The organism is Bartonella raoultii (assembly GCF_019659805.1).
GTDB classification, from domain to species: Bacteria; Pseudomonadota; Alphaproteobacteria; order Rhizobiales; family Rhizobiaceae; genus Bartonella; species Bartonella raoultii.
Genome location: NZ_JAIFRO010000004.1, coordinates 36,877 through 56,224, shown reverse-complemented (window position 1 = coordinate 56,224; position 19,348 = coordinate 36,877). Strand labels below are relative to the sequence as shown.

At 39.7% G+C, this 19,348-nt stretch carries 15 protein-coding genes; 10 read left to right on the top strand and 5 right to left on the bottom strand.

The window, feature by feature from the left end; all coding sequences use genetic code 11:
• Positions 1 to 50: 50 nt before the first annotated feature.
• Positions 51 to 455 (top strand): YMGG-like glycine zipper-containing protein, encoded by a 405-nt coding sequence (locus K3248_RS04555; protein ID WP_220717216.1) that lies wholly within the window; start codon positions 51 to 53, stop codon positions 453 to 455.
• Entirely contained in the window at positions 455 to 2,311 is a 1,857-nt protein-coding gene (locus K3248_RS04550; protein WP_220717215.1) for an ABC-F family ATP-binding cassette domain-containing protein, read from the top strand. The genes K3248_RS04555 and K3248_RS04550 overlap by 1 nt, the downstream gene beginning before the upstream one ends.
• A gap of 592 nt (positions 2,312 to 2,903) precedes the next feature.
• On the opposite strand, the gene K3248_RS04545 is transcribed toward K3248_RS04550, so the two are convergent.
• Complete coding sequence (locus K3248_RS04545) at positions 2,904 to 3,161, bottom strand: DUF2312 domain-containing protein (protein ID WP_220717214.1); 258 nt, start codon at positions 3,159 to 3,161, stop codon at positions 2,904 to 2,906.
• Positions 3,162 to 3,409: 248 nt separating this feature from the next.
• On the opposite strand from K3248_RS04545, the gene K3248_RS04540 reads away from it, so the two are divergent.
• Positions 3,410 to 3,943 (top strand): DUF1036 domain-containing protein, encoded by a 534-nt coding sequence (locus K3248_RS04540; RefSeq protein ID WP_220717365.1) that lies wholly within the window; start codon positions 3,410 to 3,412, stop codon positions 3,941 to 3,943.
• Positions 3,940 to 5,376 carry a pyruvate kinase gene (gene pyk / locus K3248_RS04535; protein WP_220717213.1) on the top strand — a complete coding sequence of 479 codons (1,437 nt, stop codon included), beginning with the start codon at positions 3,940 to 3,942 and terminating at the stop codon, positions 5,374 to 5,376. The genes K3248_RS04540 and pyk overlap by 4 nt, the downstream gene beginning before the upstream one ends.
• Before the next feature lie 355 nt (positions 5,377 to 5,731).
• Here pyk and K3248_RS04530 read toward each other — a convergent pair whose 3' ends face one another.
• Both K3248_RS04530 and K3248_RS04525 read right to left on the bottom strand, forming a co-directional pair.
• A complete protein-coding gene (locus K3248_RS04530; protein ID WP_220717212.1) occupies positions 5,732 to 6,109 on the bottom strand; it encodes a cell division protein ZapA in 378 nt (125 codons plus the stop codon).
• 12 nt (positions 6,110 to 6,121) lie between these two features.
• Positions 6,122 to 6,397: a DUF4164 domain-containing protein gene (locus K3248_RS04525; protein WP_220717211.1), complete on the bottom strand. Its 276-nt coding sequence runs from the start codon at positions 6,395 to 6,397 to the stop codon at positions 6,122 to 6,124.
• Between the two features lie 330 nt (positions 6,398 to 6,727).
• Here K3248_RS04525 and tkt point away from each other — a divergent pair, with 330 nt between their 5' ends.
• The 4 genes from tkt to K3248_RS04505 all read left to right on the top strand — a co-directional run bounded on the left by tkt (position 6,728) and on the right by K3248_RS04505 (position 12,593).
• On the top strand, positions 6,728 to 8,734 hold the full coding sequence (tkt, locus tag K3248_RS04520; RefSeq protein ID WP_220717210.1) for a transketolase: 2,007 nt from the start codon (positions 6,728 to 6,730) through the stop codon (positions 8,732 to 8,734).
• Between the two features lie 176 nt (positions 8,735 to 8,910).
• Positions 8,911 to 9,918 carry a type I glyceraldehyde-3-phosphate dehydrogenase gene (gap, locus tag K3248_RS04515; RefSeq protein ID WP_220717209.1) on the top strand — a complete coding sequence of 336 codons (1,008 nt, stop codon included), beginning with the start codon at positions 8,911 to 8,913 and terminating at the stop codon, positions 9,916 to 9,918.
• Between the two features lie 319 nt (positions 9,919 to 10,237).
• On the top strand, positions 10,238 to 11,431 hold the full coding sequence (locus K3248_RS04510) for a phosphoglycerate kinase (RefSeq protein WP_220717364.1): 1,194 nt from the start codon (positions 10,238 to 10,240) through the stop codon (positions 11,429 to 11,431).
• A gap of 130 nt (positions 11,432 to 11,561) precedes the next feature.
• Complete coding sequence (locus tag K3248_RS04505) at positions 11,562 to 12,593, top strand: class I fructose-bisphosphate aldolase (RefSeq protein ID WP_220717208.1); 1,032 nt, start codon at positions 11,562 to 11,564, stop codon at positions 12,591 to 12,593.
• Positions 12,594 to 13,541: 948 nt separating this feature from the next.
• Here K3248_RS04505 and rpmE read toward each other — a convergent pair.
• The gene (gene rpmE, locus K3248_RS04500; protein WP_220717207.1) at positions 13,542 to 13,763 is read right to left on the bottom strand and encodes a 50S ribosomal protein L31; all 222 of its coding nucleotides are present in this window, start codon (positions 13,761 to 13,763) and stop codon (positions 13,542 to 13,544) included.
• Between the two features lie 192 nt (positions 13,764 to 13,955).
• Here rpmE and K3248_RS04495 point away from each other — a divergent pair, with 192 nt between their 5' ends.
• Both K3248_RS04495 and K3248_RS04490 read left to right on the top strand, forming a co-directional pair.
• Entirely contained in the window at positions 13,956 to 15,746 is a 1,791-nt protein-coding gene (locus K3248_RS04495; RefSeq protein ID WP_220717206.1) for an ABC transporter transmembrane domain-containing protein, read from the top strand.
• Between the two features lie 876 nt (positions 15,747 to 16,622).
• Positions 16,623 to 18,050: a hypothetical protein gene (locus K3248_RS04490; RefSeq protein ID WP_220717205.1), complete on the top strand. Its 1,428-nt coding sequence runs from the start codon at positions 16,623 to 16,625 to the stop codon at positions 18,048 to 18,050.
• 505 nt (positions 18,051 to 18,555) lie between these two features.
• Here the strand turns inward: K3248_RS04490 and K3248_RS04485 are convergent.
• Positions 18,556 to 19,347, bottom strand: a complete 792-nt coding sequence (locus tag K3248_RS04485; RefSeq protein WP_220717204.1) for an inositol monophosphatase family protein — start codon at positions 19,345 to 19,347, stop codon at positions 18,556 to 18,558.
• Position 19,348: the final 1 nt, after the last annotated feature.

The window sequence follows — 19,348 nt, the reverse complement described above, 5'->3', positions numbered from 1 at the left end:
GGCATGAATATATACTTGATGTATTGATCTTGAGAAGGAAAGGTTTTTATATGTTAAAATCAATTTTAAAAGTGGCTGTTGTTTCAGCCGTAGGGTTTAGTTCAGTGGCGTGTACCACCGATGATCAAAGAGTAGCACGTTATGGTGTAGGTGGGGCTGCTTTGGGGGCATTGGCTGGAACAGTTATTGGTGGAAGTAGTTCTGGAGCAGCGCTTACTGGGGCAGCTGTTGGGGCTCTTGCAGGAACTGTAACAGGGGCGGCTGCAAACCAAAGAAGACAGCAGCGGCAAGTTATTGTTCAACCGGCTCCTGTACAGCTTTGCACTTATCGTAGTCGAAGTGGGCGGGCCTACCGTGCTCCTTGTTCACGACCAGTGCATACACCGAAATTGTGTACTTACCGTGATGGGAGAGGTGTGATGTATAAGGCACCTTGTCCTCGATACGCTCGTTAATGGCGGTGCAACTCTTGCGGCTTGACCGCATTGTTTTAAATTTTGGAACAGCGCCTTTGCTCAACCAAGCAGACCTTGCGGTTGAGAAGGGCGCTCGTATTGCATTGGTAGGGCGCAATGGTTGTGGAAAATCTACTCTGTTAAAAATTGCTGCAGGAATGATCGAGCCAAATGAGGGCGAGATTTTTCGTCATCCACGGGTGACTATTCGTTATGTTGCGCAAAATCCAGATTGTTCAGGATTTGATGATATTCAAACCTTTATAGAAGCAGGATTGGATGATGTTCCTGATCCGCAATGGATAAATACACTTTATGCAAACTTAGGCTTTGAGGGAACAGAAAAGTTGGAAACTCTTTCTGGAGGAGAAAAGCGGCGTGTTTGTCTGTTACAAGCCATTGTAGCAAAACCTGATATTCTTCTCTTAGATGAACCAACCAATCATCTTGATTTACCAACCATTGAATGGCTTGAAAAGCTTTTGGCTTCTTTGCGTTCAGCTATTGTGGTCATTTCTCATGATCGGAGGTTTTTGGAAAATGTCACGCATTCAGTTGTATGGCTGGATCGGGGGGCAACAAAAAGAGTGGAAAAATCTTTCTCAGAATTTGAAAGTTGGCGTGATAAAACGCTCGAAGAAGAAGCAATAGAACAGCACAAATTAGATAGACAGATTGCACGTGAAGAACAATGGTTGCGTTATGGCGTTACAGCACGACGTAAACGTAATGTAAGGCGATTGGGTGAATTAAAAGAATTACGACAGCGTCAAAAAACCTATAAAGCACCTCCTGGAAGTGCACTTTTGACGACAGCAAAAAGTCATGATTCTGGCCAATTGGTGCTTGAGGCAAAGCATATTTCAAAGTCCTATGATCATCGCGTGATCGTTAAAGATTTTTCCTTGCGCATTCAGCGTGGAGATCGAATTGGCTTGGTAGGGCCTAATGGTATCGGAAAAACAACATTGCTTTCCATGCTGATTGGTCAGGAGTCCGCCGATACTGGAACTGTGAAACGAGGATATAATCTCTCTATGGCATTGCTGGATCAACAGCGTATCTTAAATGAAAAAGAAACTGTAGCCTATTACTTAACCGGCGGAAGAGGGGATAGCCTTGTCATTAATGGGCAAGAGCGGCATGTGGTCTCTTATATGAAAGATTTTTTGTTTTTGCCTGAGCAAATGCGCACACCTCTCAAAGAATTGTCTGGTGGAGAAAGGGCCCGTCTCATACTGGCTCGCTTGCTTTCACGCCCTGCAAATTTTTTAATTCTTGATGAGCCAACCAATGATTTGGATATGGAAACTTTGGATCTGTTGCAAGAATTTATTGCCGATTTTGATGGAACCGTTTTGTTGGTTAGCCATGACAGAGATTTTTTAGATCGAACCGTAACACACATATTGGCCCCTCAAGGTGATGGGCAGTGGATTATGTATGCGGGCGGTTATAGTGATATGATCGCACAAAATAAGCAAGCTGCATTGTTTGGAAAAAAAGACAAAGCGTCTTTAAAGTCGCATGTTCGGAAAAAAAATCTTTCTGGGCGAGAAAATGAAAAATCGCTTTCATCAAATGATCCGCGTTGTAAAGCGCAAGAAAAAAGAAAACCGCGCAAGTTGTCTTATAAGCAGGTCTATGCGCTGGAAAAACTCCCTGAACAAATTACTGCTTTGCAAAATGAAATCAAAAAAATTGAACAAGAGCTCTCTGATCCAGCACTCTATGGAAAAGATAAAGAGCGTTTTGAGCGGTTATCTACAGCATTGGAAGAGAAGAAAAAGACTTGCGCCCAAAAGGAAGAACAATGGTTGGAGCTCGAATTGTTACGCGAAGACAGTGAAAAATAAATACGTGCGCGTTAATCTTTCTCAAAAAAATGAGAGATTTTAATCAATGGCTTTGCCTTTAGTGCCTATCTGTTTTTTATAGAATTCTTTATACAGTAATGCTTAAAATCAATATTGTTGTCTAACGCGTCTTATAAAGTATGTGAAATTTTATATGTATTATATACTGTGAGAGAGTATAGTGCTTATTGAAAGACTGCTTTTAGAGCAGTTTAGAAGCGAACCCATGCAAATGGTCCAGTTATGAGAACCTTATGCAAGAAGCTGGATTGTTGACAGATAGGAAGGTATAAAATTTTTGTCCTTTAGAAGGTGCAAGGTCAAGAGAGCTCTCTTTTCATAGAAATGTGCGGGTTTATCTCTTTCCCCATATCATTTTTCATACATCAGTTCTTTATGCTTCTTCACGATTTGTTGATTGCTTGTAGACTTTCCTTTTCTTTGTGTTTTATGCATAAATTTGTTTGCAAATCATAAGGTAGCGTTATTGCCTTTGTAGGCAAAGTGGAATGGGGTGGGGACACTTTGATTTACCATAATGAATGAGGAATTTACCATTGTGAATGGAAATGCTGGAAAGGGTTTGGTTGTTTTAACTCATACCAAGTGCATTTTTATAAAGCTGGATGATGGCTTCTTCTTCCATGCGTTCATGATCTTCTTTTTTACGCAATCGTATAATGCTTCGAACGGCTTTACTATCAAAACCTGAACCTTTAAGTTCAGCATAAACTTCTTTAATATCATCAGAGATGGTCTTTTTTTCCTCTTCTAGTCGTTCAATGCGTTCTATAAAAGCACGCAGTTGGTTTACAGATATGGCGTGTGTTTCATCGGTTACTGTATTCATGATATTTTCTCCACATTATAAGCTGTTAAGTTGTTTTTTGACAATTTAATTTGTGTTGATACATTTTTGTTAAAAAAGCTTGAAGGACAGAAAGTCAGTCTAGCTACACACTTTCTTTACAAATTGAATTTAAATATTTTGTAAAAACTTTAAGATATATATTGATAAAAGAGCGATAAAAAGCAAAATAGAAGAAAATATGTTGATATGCCTGTGAAAGGTTCTTGAAAAAAGAGAAAAAGGGATTGATATTTTGTTTTTGTGGCTTGCAGTTTAAGGAAAGTGTTGTGGTTGCCAAGGAACAAAAGTGGATGCTTTTAAGAGGATTAAAAGTTTTTTTTGTGAGTTTCTTGCTTTTGTTGTCACAGACTGTTTTTGTAAAAGCTGATTTTAGAGTTTGTAATACAACCCAACAGTCCGTTGGTGTTGCGGTGGGGTATCGTACTCTTTCAGGATGGGTGAGTGAAGGCTGGTGGGTTGTCCCCATGACAGAGTGTAAAACTTTAATCGATGGTCCACTTTCTTCGCGGTTTTATTATTTTTATGCTGAGGGAGCTCAAAAAAAAGGAAACTGGTCCGGTTCTGTAACGATGTGTGTGCAAGATAGTCAATTTACTATTCAAGGGGTGCATGACTGTTTCCCACGTGGCTATCAAAAGGCGGAATTTAAAGAAATTGATACTGGTAATCAAACCAGTTGGATGGTGCAGTTGACCGAGGAGTCTTTATTGGGGAATTCAGAAATATCTTCTCCCACTCTTTTAGGAGTCTCTCCACCGTGAAGCGTGCACGTAAAGTAAAAATTATTGCGACCCTTGGACCTTCTTCTTTTTCCATTTCAATGATTGAAAAACTGTTTTTAGCAGGCGCAGATGTTTTTCGTTTGAATATGAGCCATACTGACCGTGAAACGATGGTTGATTTGGTGAAAAAAATACGCGAAATCGAAAAAACAGTTCAACGTCCCATTGGCATTTTGGTTGATCTACAAGGACCAAAATTGCGGATTGGTTGTTTTGCTAAAGGTCAAGAAAAACTTATAACTGGGCAGATTTTTACGTTAGACAGTCAGGATGTGCTGGGTGATGCACAACGGGTTTTTTTCCCTCATCAGGATGTGTTAGAAGCTTTAAAACCGGGAAATCGGCTGCTTATTGATGATGGAAAACTGGAGCTTCGTGTTGAAGTGTGTGATGGGCATTGTGCTCAATGTCGCGTGGTTTCTGGGACCCATATTTCCGATCGAAAAGGCGTTAGTCTTCCTGATACGCTCTTGCCTTTTCATTCCATAACACCAAAAGATCAAGACGATCTTCAGGCTTTGTTACAACAGCCTGTGGATTGGGTTGCTCTTTCCTTTATTCAGCGTCCTGAAGATATTATGGCGGTGCGTTGCTTGACGGAAAATAAAGTCTCGTTGATGGCAAAGATCGAAAAACCTCAAGCTTTGGAGCATATGGAAAAGATTATTGATGTCTGTGATGGGATCATGATTGCACGGGGAGACCTTGGGGTAGAAATGCCTTTAGAAAAAGTACCTGCATTACAAATGGAACTCATTAAAGCCTGTCGTTTGGCCGGAAAACCTGTAGTGGTGGCAACACAAATGCTAGAGTCAATGGTCACATCTTCTGTTCCAACACGTGCAGAAGTTTCTGATGTTGCTACAGCTGTTTATGCGGGAACCGATGCTGTGATGTTGTCTGCTGAATCGGCTTCTGGATTGTATCCTGAAGAAGCTGTACTTATGATGGATAAAATTGCGCGGCAAATCGAACAAGATCATACTTATGCAGCTATCGTTGGGGCCCAGCATCCCAAGCCTCAGCCAACGGGAACAGATGCTATTTCTCTTGCAGCACGTCAGATCGCTGAAACACTTGAATTGGCTGCTATCGTGGCTTACACCGCTTCAGGCACAACCGGTGTACGAACATCACGTGAACGTCCAAACAAACCTATTATTGCTTTATCTCCTATTGTGGAAACAGCACGACGCTTGGCTATCGTTTGGGGACTTCATTGTGTGGTCACTGAAGATGCACGCGATTTAGAAGACATGGTGGATCGAGCTGCAGCCATTGCTTTTCAAGAAGGTTTTTGTCAAAAGGGAGAGCGGTTTTTGGTAACAGCTGGTGTACCTCTTGGTACGCCTGGTGCAACAAATCTCTTGCGTATTGCTTCTGTTTCTCAAGATGGAACGAAAGCCATTTAAAAATTTATGCAAAAGAGCGTTTGTACATACGCAAACAAACCTTTTATGACTTTATTTTTGTCATAAAAACAGCTCAGTATTTGAGGCTACACTCTAGGAAGCACATTGTTACTTCATGGAAGAGGTAATGCGATGTTAAAATATGTATGAAAGCCCTGTGAACGCGCTATTGCTTTTCAAAAAAGTTTTTGACACTTTTTTGATTCTGTCGTGGTTTTTTGAGCATTTTTATTACGGATGATGGGCTTTCATGGAAGAAAGAATGCGCCAACGTCAACAATAAAGTTTCGTCTTTCAATTTATATAAGGTGTTTATCCTGTTCATTCCGTTTTTATGTCGTCGGCATTTTTATGTTTATGAGCGTTCTTGTTCTTGAAGATCCACGTTGTTTTGATCATCTTTGAGCAATTGATCGGTGAGTTTTTCAATGCGTTCGGTTGTATCTCGCATAATTCTTCCCATGGTAAGATCTCTTTCATTATGTAACCGTAAAAGTGCTTCATAATCTGCTTGTAATTTGTTATTTTCTCGTTTGATTTCTTCCATTTCATCAAGAATCATAATGCCGGCCATAACCGATAGACGATTATCGCCAATTTCACCAAAATTTGTTTTTAAATGTGTGATATACTGATCCAATTGTGCTGCAAGCTTCATCAGACGGTGTTCTTGTCCTTTATCGCAAGACATACGATAAACTTTACCATCAATGGTGACAGAAACAGTTTCCATGCGTTTAAACCTTTATCTATCAATGACAATACGGATTGTTTCCATCGCTTTTATAAGACGTTTGGAAACTTCTTTGTTTACAGCCTCTAAACGCTCAACTTGCGCTTCGGATTTATCAAGCGCTTGGGCAAGGCGGCTACGATCAGCATTCATTCGTTGAATTTCTTCTTCCCATTCATTATTTTTATCAATAACAGCATTGCGGTTTATAATGGTTATCTCTAAAGTTCGGAGTGCTTTTTCCAATTGCTCTAAAGCGTGGGGTAGAACCGTAGTCTCTTGGTTCATTGCTTTCATCCTTTAGGTGATTTTATCCTTTATCTGTTCTTTATGCAAAAACGAATCACTCGTTTTCTTGTTTTTTGCGCGTTTTACTTTTAAATATGTAAGATATTTTAGCAAGCAAAGTAGAAAATGCATGTGAATTAAAAGCTGGATTTTTTGAAACTATTGTCATAAATGATATGGGCATGAGAAATGTGTGAGGGGAATGTTTACACAAGTGATTACAAAAGGTTTCACGCTGACGGTCGAAATAAACTGAAAACTATTTCTTGAAAATTGAAGAGAATATAGCTGATACATAAAATAACCTGTTAAAAAAATGGTCTATCCTTTATGACAAATACAAAACAACAAAATCAGATGGCCAATGCTATCCGTTTTCTTGCTATTGATGCAATTGAAAAAGCAAATTCTGGTCATCCAGGGTTGCCAATGGGGGCTGCCGATATCGTCACTGTTCTTTATACAAAATTCTTAGCACATGATCCCAAAAATCCTCATTGGCCTAATCGTGACCGCTTTGTGTTGTCTGCTGGGCATGGGTCTATGTTGCTTTATGCTCTGCTTTATCTGTCTGGTTATGAAGATATCGGTATAGAGGATCTTAAAAATTTTCGCCAAATAGGATCTAAAGTGGCTGGACATCCAGAATATGGCCTTGCTGCTGGAATCGAAACCACTACGGGCCCACTTGGACAAGGATTGGCTAATGCCGTGGGAATGGCACTTGGTGAGCGCTTGCAGAATGCGCGTTTTGGTGATCTTATCAACCATTACACTTATGCCTTGGTTGGGGATGGTTGCCTCATGGAAGGGATTTCTCAGGAAGCACTCTCCCTTGCTGGGCATTTAAAACTCAATAAACTTATTGTGTTATGGGATGATAATAATATTTCTATCGATGGAGAAATTTCTCTAGCCGATAGTACGGATCAAATAGCGCGTTTTAAAGCTTCAGGTTGGAATACACACAAAGTTGATGGGCATGACCAAGCCGCACTTGCACGTGCTATTGAAGCGGCTCAAAATTCCGATAAACCAACCTTAATCGCTTGTAAAACAACAATTGGTTTTGGGGCCCCCAATAAAGAAGGAACCAATAAAGTTCATGGTGCGCCTTTAGGAGCACGGGAAATTGCTGAAACACGTATCGCTTTGGGATGGGAGGCTGAACCTTTTGTTATTCCTGCTGACATTCTTGATAATTGGCGCTTGGCTGGTCTTAATGCTGCAAAAAAGCGACAAAAATGGGAAGAAAAGTTAAACGAGATGCCCGTTTCAGAACGTGTAGAGTTTAAAAGGTTAATACGCGGAGACCTTGTTGGAAAGTTTGATAGCGCTATTGATGCCTATAAACAAAAAATTATCGAAGACAATCCTTTTGTTGCTACGCGTAAAGCTTCTGAAATGGCTCTTGAAGTGATCAATGATGTCGTGCTTGAGACCATTGGTGGTTCTGCTGATTTAACAGGGTCTAATAATACAAAAAGCAGCCAGATGAACAGTATTTCTGCTGAAGATTTTTCAGGACGCTATATACATTATGGCATTCGCGAGCATGCGATGGCTGGCGTGATGAACGGTCTTGCTCTTTATGGAGGATTGATTCCTTATGGGGGGACCTTTCTATGCTTTTCTGACTATATGCGTCCGGCAATGCGTCTTTCTTCTCTTATGGGATTGCGCGTCATTTATGTCATGACCCATGATTCTATTGGTCTTGGTGAAGATGGACCAACGCATCAACCTGTAGAACATTTAGCTTGTTTGCGTGCAATGCCCAATCACTTCGTTTTCCGCCCCGCTGATGCTATGGAAACTGTAGAATGTTGGCAATTGGCTTTAAAAGCACGTAAAACCCCCTCTACTTTGGCGTTGAGCCGACAGAATTTACCACTTTTGCGTCAAGAGTATGAAGAAGAAAATCTCTGTATGCTTGGTGCTTATGAATTGCTTACAGCCAGTGACGAACCACAAGTGACATTGTTTGCTTCTGGGTCAGAATTGCAAATTGCAGTAAAAGCGCATGCCGTGTTAGAAGGAAATGCTATTCCAACACGGGTGGTTTCTGTCCCTTGTTTTGAACTTTTTGAGAAACAATCTTCCTCCTATCAACGTGCACTTATTGGTGATGCTCCCATTAAAATCGCCCTTGAAGCCGCTATTCGACAAGGATGGGAGCGTTTTATTGGGGATGATGGCATATTTATTGGAATGGATGGTTTTGGTGCAAGTGGAACAATGGAAGCGCTTTATACACATTTTAATATCACTTGTGAGCATGTTATCGATTGTGTGGATAAAGCGCGAAAAAAAATGTGTAAAAACAATGAAAAATAAGAGGTTTCAGAAAGAGCAATTCATGTTGTAAGGCGTAAAATGGAATGCACGTGAGCGCGACATTTTATATCCTTATAAATGTGGATAATATGGCATGGGTAGCATTGCGTAATTGGATGCGTAAAGGTGAATATTTATCGTGTTGTACGGTTAAAAATGAATAAGGAAAATATGAAATGACGGTTCGTGTTGCAATTAATGGATTTGGTCGTATTGGGCGTAATATTTTACGTGCTATTGTTGAAAGTGAACGAAAAGATATTGAAGTTGTAGCACTTAATGATTTAGGAGCAGTGGAAACAAATGCCCATTTGTTACGCTATGATTCCGTTCATGGGCGTTTTCCAGGACATGTGAAAGTGTTGGGGGATACGATCGATGTCGGATCTGGTCCAATAAAGGTGTTTGCACAGCGTGAACCAGAAAAACTGCCTTGGAAAGACTTAGGTATCGATGTTGCTTTAGAGTGTACCGGTATTTTTACAGCCCGTGATAAAGCGCGCGCGCATTTGGATGCAGGGGCAAAGCGTGTGCTTGTTTCTGCTCCTTCTGAAGGTGCTGACCTTACTGTGGTTTATGGCGTTAATCACCAGTGTTTACGTAAAGAGCATCTTGTGGTTTCCAATGCGTCTTGTACAACAAACTGCTTGGCGCCTGTAGCACAAGTGTTGCACAAAACTGTTGGTATTGAAAAAGGCTTTATGACAACTATCCATTCTTATACGGGAGATCAACCTGTGTTGGATACTATGCATCGTGATATGTATCGTGCGCGTGCTGCTGCTTTATCTATGATCCCAACCTCAACAGGGGCTGCAAAAGCTGTTGGATTGGTTTTACCAGAATTAAAGGGATTACTTGACGGTGTGTCCATCCGTGTACCAACACCTAATGTTTCTGTGGTTGATTTGACATTTACTGCTCAACGCTCCACAACCGTTGAAGAAATAAACGACGCTATTTGTACTGCGGCAAGAGGTTCTTTAATGGGCATTCTAGATTATACAGAAGAAAAACTCGTCAGTTGTGATTTTAATCATAATCCACATTCGGCTATTTTTCATAATGACCAAACAAAAGTAATTGATGGAAAACTTTGTCGTGTTTTGGTTTGGTACGATAATGAATGGGGGTTTTCTAACCGCATGAGCGATACTGCGGTCGCTTTTGCTAAAACAGTGTAAAAGGGGACTTTTTAGTCCTCTTTTTGTTACAGAAAAGCCTCTTTTATGATAAAAAATAAAAGATGTTTTTTGGAAAAGAGAATGGGTAAAAATTGTGAAGGTGCGATAGGAAAATGGTGCTGTTGAGGGAAATCTGTTTTGCTAAATTATGCGCGTTTTTCAAACATGTCTGAAAGGTTGGAATTAAAAAAATACAATTTAACAGAATAAATTACAAACAATGAATGCGGATTTCTTTTCGAAAAAGAAAAAAATGGTGTGGGGAAAACTTTAGAAAGTGCATTGAATGAAAACAACAGAAAGTGGAAAGGATGCAGTAATGGGATTTCGGACACTTGATGATGTTGATGTGGAGGGAAAACGTGTTCTTGTGCGGGTGGATTTTAATGTACCAATGGCACAAGGAAAAGTTTGTGATGAAACGCGCCTGAAACGGCATAAAGAAACAATTATTGAGCTGAAAAAGCGGGGCGCTAAGATTATCTTACTTTCTCACTGTGGGCGTCCTAAGGGAAAGGTGGAGCCGGAATTCTCGTTACGCCCTGTCGTGCAAGTGTTAGAAAAAATCATCAAGCAGCCGGTTATGTTTGTACCTGAATGTATTGGTGTTGCTGTAGAGACAGCTGTACGGGATTTGCAAAATGGCGGTGTTTTACTGCTTGAAAATGTTCGCTTTCATTCTGGTGAAGAAAAAAATGATTGCTGTTTTGCTGAGGCTTTGGCTAAACAGGGCGATCTTTATGTCAATGATGCTTTTTCCGTTTCTCATCGTGCGCATGCTTCCCTAGAGGGGATAACACATTTGTTGCCTTCTTACGCCGGGCGTTCTCTACAGTATGAATTGCAAGCCTTAGAAAAAGGGCTTGGCAATCCTGCGCGTCCGGTCGTGGCTCTTGTGGGAGGCGCGAAAGTTTCCAGTAAGCTTTTTGTGCTCAATCATTTGGTGGAGAAAGTGAATTATTTAGTCATTGGTGGGGGAATGGCCAACAGTTTTTTGGCTGCGCAAGGTATCCAAGTGGGAAAATCACTTTGTGAACATGCTCTCATGGAAACAGTTAAAAAGGTGATTGAAAAAGCCCAAAAATACCAATGTACACTTTTACTGCCTGTTGATGCTATCGTCGGATTTCGTTTTGAAAAAGATGCACCGCATCGTCTTTATGATATTGGAGATATTCCTGAAGAGGGTATGATTCTCGATATTGGTATGCGCTCTATTGCACATATTAATGCAGTGATTGATAAAGCTGCTACCCTTGTGTGGAATGGTCCGCTTGGCGTTTTTGAGATGTCGCCTTTTGATAAAGGGACAATTGCAGTAGCACGTCATGCAGCAGAACGTAGCTTGGATGGAAAATTGGTTTCAATTGCTGGAGGAGGGGATACGGTTTTTGCATTAAACCATGCCGATGTTGCCAATGATTTTACTTATCTTTCAACGGCAGGAGGCGCCTTTTTAGAATGGATGGAAGGGAAAACGCTTCCTGGTATTCTTGCTCTCATGCAAGGTTAAGGGCTGATTGTTAAGAAAAGTTTTTAAAGTAAATTTCTCTTGGAGAGAAGAGGCATTTAAAGATTATATTGCTGTGATACACAGCTGGAGAAATAAAGTAAAAGAAATAAAGTAAAAAAGAGGTATTTTTATGCATGAACGTCTTGAAGAAATAGCACAGGCTTTGGTTCACACAGGAAAAGGTATTTTGGCTGCAGATGAAAGTACTGCAACAATTGGAAGACGTTTTGAAACCATTGCCGTTGAATGTAATGAGGATAATCGCCGTGCTTATCGTGAAATGCTTTTTAGCGCAAAAGAGGCGATGAAAAGTGCTATCTCTGGGGTTATTTTATTCGATGAAACTATTCGTCAAAAAGCATCAACAGGGAAAATGTTGACTGATCTTATTCATGAATCTGGAGCTTTGTCTGGGATTAAAGTTGATACCGGTGCAAAACCTTTGGCTGCTTTTCCCCAAGAGACAATTACAGAAGGTTTGGATGGGCTGCGTGAACGTTTAAAAGAATATTATGCTTTGGGTGCTCGTTTTGCTAAATGGCGGGCGGTGATTGCCATTGATGCACACGCGCTACCTACAAGGGGGGCTATAAAACAAAATGCACAGGCTCTTGCTCGTTATGCTGCTTTATGTCAGGAATTAGGAATTGTGCCAATCGTTGAGCCTGAGGTCTTGATGGATGGGCTTTCGCGTACGCATTCCATTACACGCTGCTTTGAGGTGACACAAGCTGTCTTAGAGGAAGTCTTTAAAGAATTGTTAGAGGCTCGTGTGCTTTTGGAAGGGATCATTTTGAAACCCAATATGGTGATTGATGGAAAAGAAGCACGGCATGCTTGTGTAGAAGAAGTGGCGGAAAAAACAGTTCTGGTGCTTAAAAGAACCGTTCCGGCTGCTGTTCCTGGAATTGCTTTTCTTTCTGGAGGACAAACGGATGAAGAAGCAACAGCGCATTTATCCGCTATGAATGCTTTGGGAGCATTGCCTTGGAAATTGACTTTTTCTTATGGACGGGCATTGCAAGCGGCTGCCTTAAAAGCATGGGCCGGAAAAGAAGAGAATATTGCTGCTGCACAGAAGGCTTTTGGTCATCGTGCTTTGATGAATCATCTTGCTACTTTAGGGCAGTGGACAAAAGAACATGAAAAATCTTGTGCTTGAGGCGTAACAAATTTAGGACATGCCCTTTGCTAACAAACAAGCAATAAAATAAATTGTAAAAAGTTTATGTGTGCTTACTGCTTGCTGCTCTTTTATGTTTTAGTGGTGAGAAAGAGTGCTTGTGTTCCTTCTTATATCAGAAGGAGTGATGATTGCGTTCTCATAAGATAAAGAGCGCATCGTTTTTGCTGCTTGGGCGTTATTGGAGGGGCATCGCGCGCGCTTTAAGGCGTTGTTTGAGGAATTGTGTTTTTGAAGGGGGGGATGATTTTGAACTTTCATAAAGTGCTTCATGGACAAGATAGGCGCTCATGTTTTTCGTAAAAATGAGGGAAGAATAGTCTTGTTGCTTAAGTTCTTGCTGTAGTTTTAGGGATTGTCTTTTTTATTTTATTGCATGTGCGATACAGCCAATAGCCTATTGATCAGCCATGGATATTTTGCGCTTATTGCCTTGTTTTTGTAAAACAACAGCTACAAACGGTGATTTTAAAAGCAGGAAAATTTTATAATCTCTTTTCAAAAAATATCCGGATCTTTCTGTTTTATCTCTCTTTTCTGCTGTCTATAAAAAACATTCAACCATAGAAAAAGGGGGGGTAAAAAATGGATGCAGTATATCCATATTCACGGCTTTTAATGGAAAGAGAAAACGGTCGTTTTTCTTCTTTTAAGAAATGCAATGCTCTTTTGTTTGCAAGGAAGCGTTTTGTATGAAATACACACTGTCCCGCAAAAAAGCAGGGTATTTCATTGATACATCCTCTATATTTTAAGAAATACATCCTCTATATTTTGAGAAAAATGAGGAAAGTACTTTTGGGCAAATCTTCAGTCTATAAAGTTTCCAAAGGGTATTTTAAAAGCCCTAAAAGAGAGCAATTGTTAAGATCTCTCGCTCTCCTTTACTTGATAGCTTTTTGCCCTTCTCTAAGGGAAAAGAGCATCTTATATGCCAAGATTACCAAAACGATTCTTGAATTTAGAAACGCGTCCACCACGATCCACGAGGGTTTGAGACCCACCTGTCCACGCAGGATGTGTTGTGGGGTCAATATCCAGATTAAGGGTATCTCCTTCTTTTCCCCAAGTGGAGCGCGTTGTATATTGGGTTCCGTTTGTCATAACAACGGTAATCTTGTGATAGTCTGGATGAATATTCGCTCTCATGCGTTAAACCTTTATATGTTCATAAACGAAAGAGCACATATTTTCTTGCTTTTTTTTCGTGCGCTTGTTTCGTATTTTTGCTAAATTGATTAAACTACTCTTCCTATAACTGAGCATGCACTAAAAAACAAGAGTTCAAGATACATCTTTGTATCAAGAATTATAAACAACCTCATGAGGGAGCGAAATTCTATGAATTTAAGCCGTCATTCAGAAAAATCTAAAAAATCATCCCATACGAAGTCTTCCTTTGCTTCGCTTATCACTTTTAGTCCTTATTTTATACGCTATCGTTGGTTGTTTATTTTTGCTTTTTTTGCTTTGTTGGTTGCTGCTCTTGTTACATTAGCTTTGCCCATTGCTATCGGTAAAATGTTTGACCATGGCTTTAGCACTTCAAGCCGTGGCCATATTAATTTTTATTTTGGTGTTTTGTTTTTTTTAGCTTTGCTTCTCGCTCTTGCTTCGGCTTGCCGTTATTATTGTGTTATTACTTTGGGGGAACAGATTATTGCTGATTTGCGGCGTGATGTTTTTGCCCATATTATGAAACTTTCTCCTGCTTTTTTTGAAAAGTCTCATTCTGGTGAACTTGTCTCAAGACTCCTCACAGATACAACACAAATAAAATTGGCTGTTGGTTCAACGGCTTCAACGGCTTTGCGTCATCTCATTGTGGTAATTGGTGCAATTGTGATGATGGTTATTACCAATGCAAAATTATCCGCATTGGTTTTGCTTGCTATTCCTTTTGTTGCCATTCCCTTAGTTATCTTTGGACGCAAGGTACGTGCCCGCACACGCACGGCACAAGACCGTCTTGCAGATGCCAATGCTTTAGCGACAGAGCAGGTGGGTGCTATTCGCACGGTACAAGCTTTTACCGCTGAAAAACTTGTATCCACACATTTTGCGCAGTTGGTTGAACGCGCTTTTCAAACAGCACGTGCTTCTGTCATTTTGCGTTCTTTTTTTACAGGCTTTGCAATTTTTTTAGTTTTTAGCAGTGTTGTTGCGGTTTTGTGGATTGGTTCTAAAGATGTTTTAGACGGTACCATGACAGGAGGAACATTAGGGCAATTTGTGATCTATGCCGTTTTTGGAGCTACAACCTTTGCCCAATTATCAGAACTGGGGGCTGAACTCATTCAAGCGGCTGGTGCTGCTGAACGACTAGCCGAATTGTTGCAAGAAAAACCAACAATCTTTTCCCCAAAAGATCCTCTTCTTTTGGAAAAACCTGTTCAAGGCGCTTTGGTTTTTGATCAAGTGGATTTTACGTATCCTTCCAGACCAGAAAGGAAGATTTTACGTTCTCTTTCTTTTTCGATTAAAGCAGGAGAAACTGTTGCTTTTGTTGGTGCTTCAGGGGCCGGGAAAAGTACAGTTTTTTCTTTAATTCTTCGTTTTTATGATCCGGTAAGTGGAAAAATTTGCTTGGATGGCAATGAAATTAACCGTCTTTCTCTCCAAGATTTACGCAGTGCAATTTCTTATGTTCCACAAGATGTTGCTATTTTTGATGGGACATTGCGCGATAATATTGTTTTTGGAAGCGAAAATGTTGGGGAAGAGGAAATTATTGCTGCTGCCAAAACAGCTAACGCACTGGAATTTATTGAAACTTTACCAAAGGGCTTGGATACGCAAGTGGGAGAACAGGGTATTATGCTTTCAGGGGGGCAAAAACAACGCGTTGGTATTGCGCGTGCAGTTTTAAGAAATTCTCCCTTATTACTGTTGGATGAGGCAACATCAGCTTTAGATGCAAAGAGTGAACAATTGGTGCAGGAAGCTTTAGAAGGGTTGATGCAAAATCGAACAACATTGGTGATCGCGCACCGTTTGGCAACAATTTTAAAAGCAGATCGTATTCTTGTGATGGAAAAGGGAACAATCGTTGAAGAAGGAACACATGCAGAACTTGTTGCAAAAAATGGCGTTTATGCCTATTTAGCCAAATTGCAATTTTCTCCTGAATAAAAATGCATAATTGCTCTCTTTGAGAGGGATAAAGAGCAAAACTTAAAAGGGATCTTAATGTGAGAGCTCTATGAAAGAAGAGCGTCAAGAATTGAAGTCTTTTTTACATTCTCTTTGGAGGCTTTGTTTTTATCTTGTTGTATCGTAAAACATTGTTGTTTAAGATGGTGATATAAGGTATGTAAAGCTTCACCCATTCAGTACATTTCAATAATGTGATAAGTCTTCAGGGTAGAATTTGCCCAGAGCGTTACTAGAGTGCATCATGTCAATCGTCCGCAGGTGAAGCGTGCTTGTTGAGAGAAGTTGGATTGTTGACAAACCAGTACGGGTTAGAATCTCTCTCGTTCAAGAAGGAGAAGGCTAAATAAAGCGATGCATTTTATAAAAAACGCTCCCTCTGAGGAAATAAAATATTATGCAAAATATGAATGTGTGTGCCTTGTATAAAGGGGTGATTTTCTCATTGAGAGATATGAACTTCTTTTTTGGAATATCATCAAACGGTATCGTTCTTGCTCCAAAATAGCTGAAAAACTGAGGATAACTGTGCTATACGATGCTTTTTCATCCATGTTGGGGAGAAGCAGAGTGCAATGTTTTGCTGTGAACTTTCATTTTTTTAAGCGGATAGATGATGGCTGTGCCTTGTGAGGGCTTAGAAGGCTTTTTTTTTGAAAGAGCGTAAAGCATGAGAACAGTACAATTAAATACAAAATGTTTAATTATAGCAGTACAGCGTTCTATATTTTGTATATTATATGTATTAAAATATAATATATAGTGATTTCCAACTCATATATATACATAATGATATAATATCGAGGAATCGGTAAAAAGCTTGTATTCATGTCGGTGAGGATGAAAGGCATAAAAATGAGTGATCAAGAGATTTTCTTAGTTATCGTAATAATCACGATAGGAGGCGGTATCATTTACGGACTTTGGAAGGGAATAGAGAAGAGCTGGAATGCAGGATTCGGAGATACGATTTTATTTATCATCCTTATCGGCGCGCTGTGGTATTTTGAATCTTCAATGAAAACTTTATTAATTGTAGCAACTATAGCGTTTTTTATAGAAAGCTTGATGTTGGCATTTGCAAATTATCAAAATAAGCAATGCAATGAAGCACTGAAGCAATGGGAGAAATTTGAGCAATTATGCGGTCGAGAAATAGCGATATATAGAGAGATTATTGCACAATGGGAGGAGAAGCTCTTTGAAAAAAATCAAAAAATACCCAAAAAATGGATTAAACAATGGGATGAGGCAATAAGACATTGGGAAAGGAGTATCCTAGAGATAAAAAATATTGGGCACATTATTGGAGCGGGTGGACAGAAATATCCGATGGTGGTGGAAGATATCTGTGCGCAAGGATATGCAGATACATTTTTTCTTTATAAACAGGCGCTGCAAGTAGAATTTACTGCTGAGCAGGTTAAAAGATTCAATAAATTAATGAGTCGCCCAATTTTTAGGAAAACTTATCGTAAAGTTGTGCGATTAATGAAACAGAATGGCATCCCACTGCAAAAATTTGTAGATCCTCTTACGAAAAAAAAGCGGTATAAGTTTACGATGCTGTTCCTTCATTGGTGGGTATATATGATTGATGATATGATCACAGCTGCATACGAAAAACAACAAAAAGACAAAGCTTCAGGACACTATGAAGAATTAGCATCTATGGAAATTTACTTTGAAGATATACCTAAATATACAGAATATGAAGCGCTAAAAAAGTTGCAGAACGGATTTGGTAATTTGCCTTGTCGTAGCCTATACGTTTGTAAAAGGGAGCTTTTATCATTTTTGTATGATGTTTCCAGTGATTATAAAAAAGCACGAGAAACTTTTATTTACTATAAGATGCTTATTGATACGGTGAAAGAAGGTTATATTGCCTTTGATAAAGATTATAGTGACTTCGAAGTTGAAGAGGAAATGAAGGTTTGTAGAAAGAGAGATAGAGAAGAAAAAAAAGATCTGGATATTTGTGAAAAGATGCCAACATTTGAAGAAGCATACAAATTGGGTGTAAAAGAATGGATGAGGGTGTCAAATAAGAAATGTGATAATCGGTTGATTTTTTGGAAGATGCTCCTCATAATAGGATCTTCAAAAGAAAAATTAAAAATTATTTTCGGTGATGAGACGTTAAAGGCACTCGAAGAGGCCGTTAAAAAAGACAAAGAACAGGTTGAAAATGAGATGCAGGCTGCGGTCTTTGAAAATAAAAAATTTTGTTATTATAAATCCCGTGGGCATTTCATAGGGTATCTGAATAACTCTCAATGAAGAAGAGGCGGGTAACAGTAATATGAACGCGTATGTTAATGGAAACTTGCATCATTGTGTCTTTTTGTAAAAAAGAGTGAAAAGCAATAAGAGGCATAGTGGATCTTGTTAGAGAGGAAAAAGAAGTTTTGGGGAGTTAATATCGTCGGAGCAGTGATCATGATGATCTCTTACAAGAGGTAATGGGTTGCCTACGTGCGGTGTGGGTCTTGCTTGGGGAGCGTTTTATGCTGGAATACTTTTTAGTGCGTTTTTCTGTTTGTTGAGAAGGGCATTGAGAAACACAACAGTATAATAATAGGCAGTAAAATGAAATTGTGACTTCTTTTTTTGGAAGAGGGGATGTATGTACACTGTTGATGGCAGATGTTTTTGCCAAATGCCTCTTTCATTGATTTATTTTGTCATACTGATTTCAAGACAAGGAACATGTTTTTTGCTGCTTTTTAAAAAGTTTGAAGGGCTTTTTTAAGGTTGCATAGGCTCTTTTTAAAAATTATAGAGTTTAAATGCCTTTTTTGAGGGTTCTTTCTAATTTGGTGCGAATATGTTCATTGGCGGCGAGGATGTTTTTTTTGCCAAATATGTTGTTGCCCCCTTCTTTATCGGTGACAAAACCACCAGCTTCTCGAACCATTAATATTCCAGCAGCCATATCCCAAATTTGCAAGTTATTTTCCCAAAAGCCATCCGTTCGGCCAGAGGCAACATAAGCCAAATCAAGAGAAGCAGCACCAAAACGGCGAAGTCCTGCAACTTCTACCATTACATTGCGTAGTTCAATGAGATAGCTCCCATGATCAGGGCAACCAAAATGTGGCATGCCTGTAGCAATGACACAATCTTCTAATCTTCTCCTTGCAGAAACACGACAACGCCGGTCATTAAAAAATGCACCACTACCACGTTCAGCCGTAAAAAGCTCATCACTTACGGGATTATAAATAACACCCGCAACAATTTTTCCTTGGCTTTCTAAAGCAATAGAAACAGCAAAAAAAGGAATGCCATGGAGAAAATTTGTGGTACCATCTAAAGGGTCAACAATGAAACGGTGTTGTGAATCTTCACCAATAATTTCTTCCGATTCTTCCATCAGGAAACCAAATTTTGGTCGTGCTTTGCTTAATTCATTGAAAATAATTTTTTCTGCTTTACGGTCTGCTTGGCTTACATAATTTGCTGGTCCCTTCAAAGAGACTTGCAAGTTTTGTACTTCACCGTAATCACGCACGAGTGAGCGTCCTGCTTTCATTGCGGCTTGCACCATGACATTCATGATTGCAGAATGGGCCATT

Coding starts and splice junctions, on each gene's coding strand:
- K3248_RS04530 (WP_220717212.1), bottom strand. CDS start 6,109: ATGGAAACTGTTTCTGTCACCATTGATGGTAAAGTTTATCGTATGTCT.
- K3248_RS04545 (WP_220717214.1), bottom strand. CDS start 3,161: ATGAATACAGTAACCGATGAAACACACGCCATATCTGTAAACCAACTG.
- rpmE (WP_220717207.1), bottom strand. CDS start 13,763: ATGAGAGCGAATATTCATCCAGACTATCACAAGATTACCGTTGTTATG.
- K3248_RS04525 (WP_220717211.1), bottom strand. CDS start 6,397: ATGAACCAAGAGACTACGGTTCTACCCCACGCTTTAGAGCAATTGGAA.
- tkt (WP_220717210.1), top strand. CDS start 6,728: ATGACAAATACAAAACAACAAAATCAGATGGCCAATGCTATCCGTTTT.
- K3248_RS04490 (WP_220717205.1), top strand. CDS start 16,623: ATGAGTGATCAAGAGATTTTCTTAGTTATCGTAATAATCACGATAGGA.
- K3248_RS04495 (WP_220717206.1), top strand. CDS start 13,956: ATGAATTTAAGCCGTCATTCAGAAAAATCTAAAAAATCATCCCATACG.
- gap (WP_220717209.1), top strand. CDS start 8,911: ATGACGGTTCGTGTTGCAATTAATGGATTTGGTCGTATTGGGCGTAAT.
- K3248_RS04550 (WP_220717215.1), top strand. CDS start 455: ATGGCGGTGCAACTCTTGCGGCTTGACCGCATTGTTTTAAATTTTGGA.
- K3248_RS04555 (WP_220717216.1), top strand. CDS start 51: ATGTTAAAATCAATTTTAAAAGTGGCTGTTGTTTCAGCCGTAGGGTTT.
- K3248_RS04505 (WP_220717208.1), top strand. CDS start 11,562: ATGCATGAACGTCTTGAAGAAATAGCACAGGCTTTGGTTCACACAGGA.
- K3248_RS04510 (WP_220717364.1), top strand. CDS start 10,238: ATGGGATTTCGGACACTTGATGATGTTGATGTGGAGGGAAAACGTGTT.
- K3248_RS04485 (WP_220717204.1), bottom strand. CDS start 19,347: ATGGCCCATTCTGCAATCATGAATGTCATGGTGCAAGCCGCAATGAAA.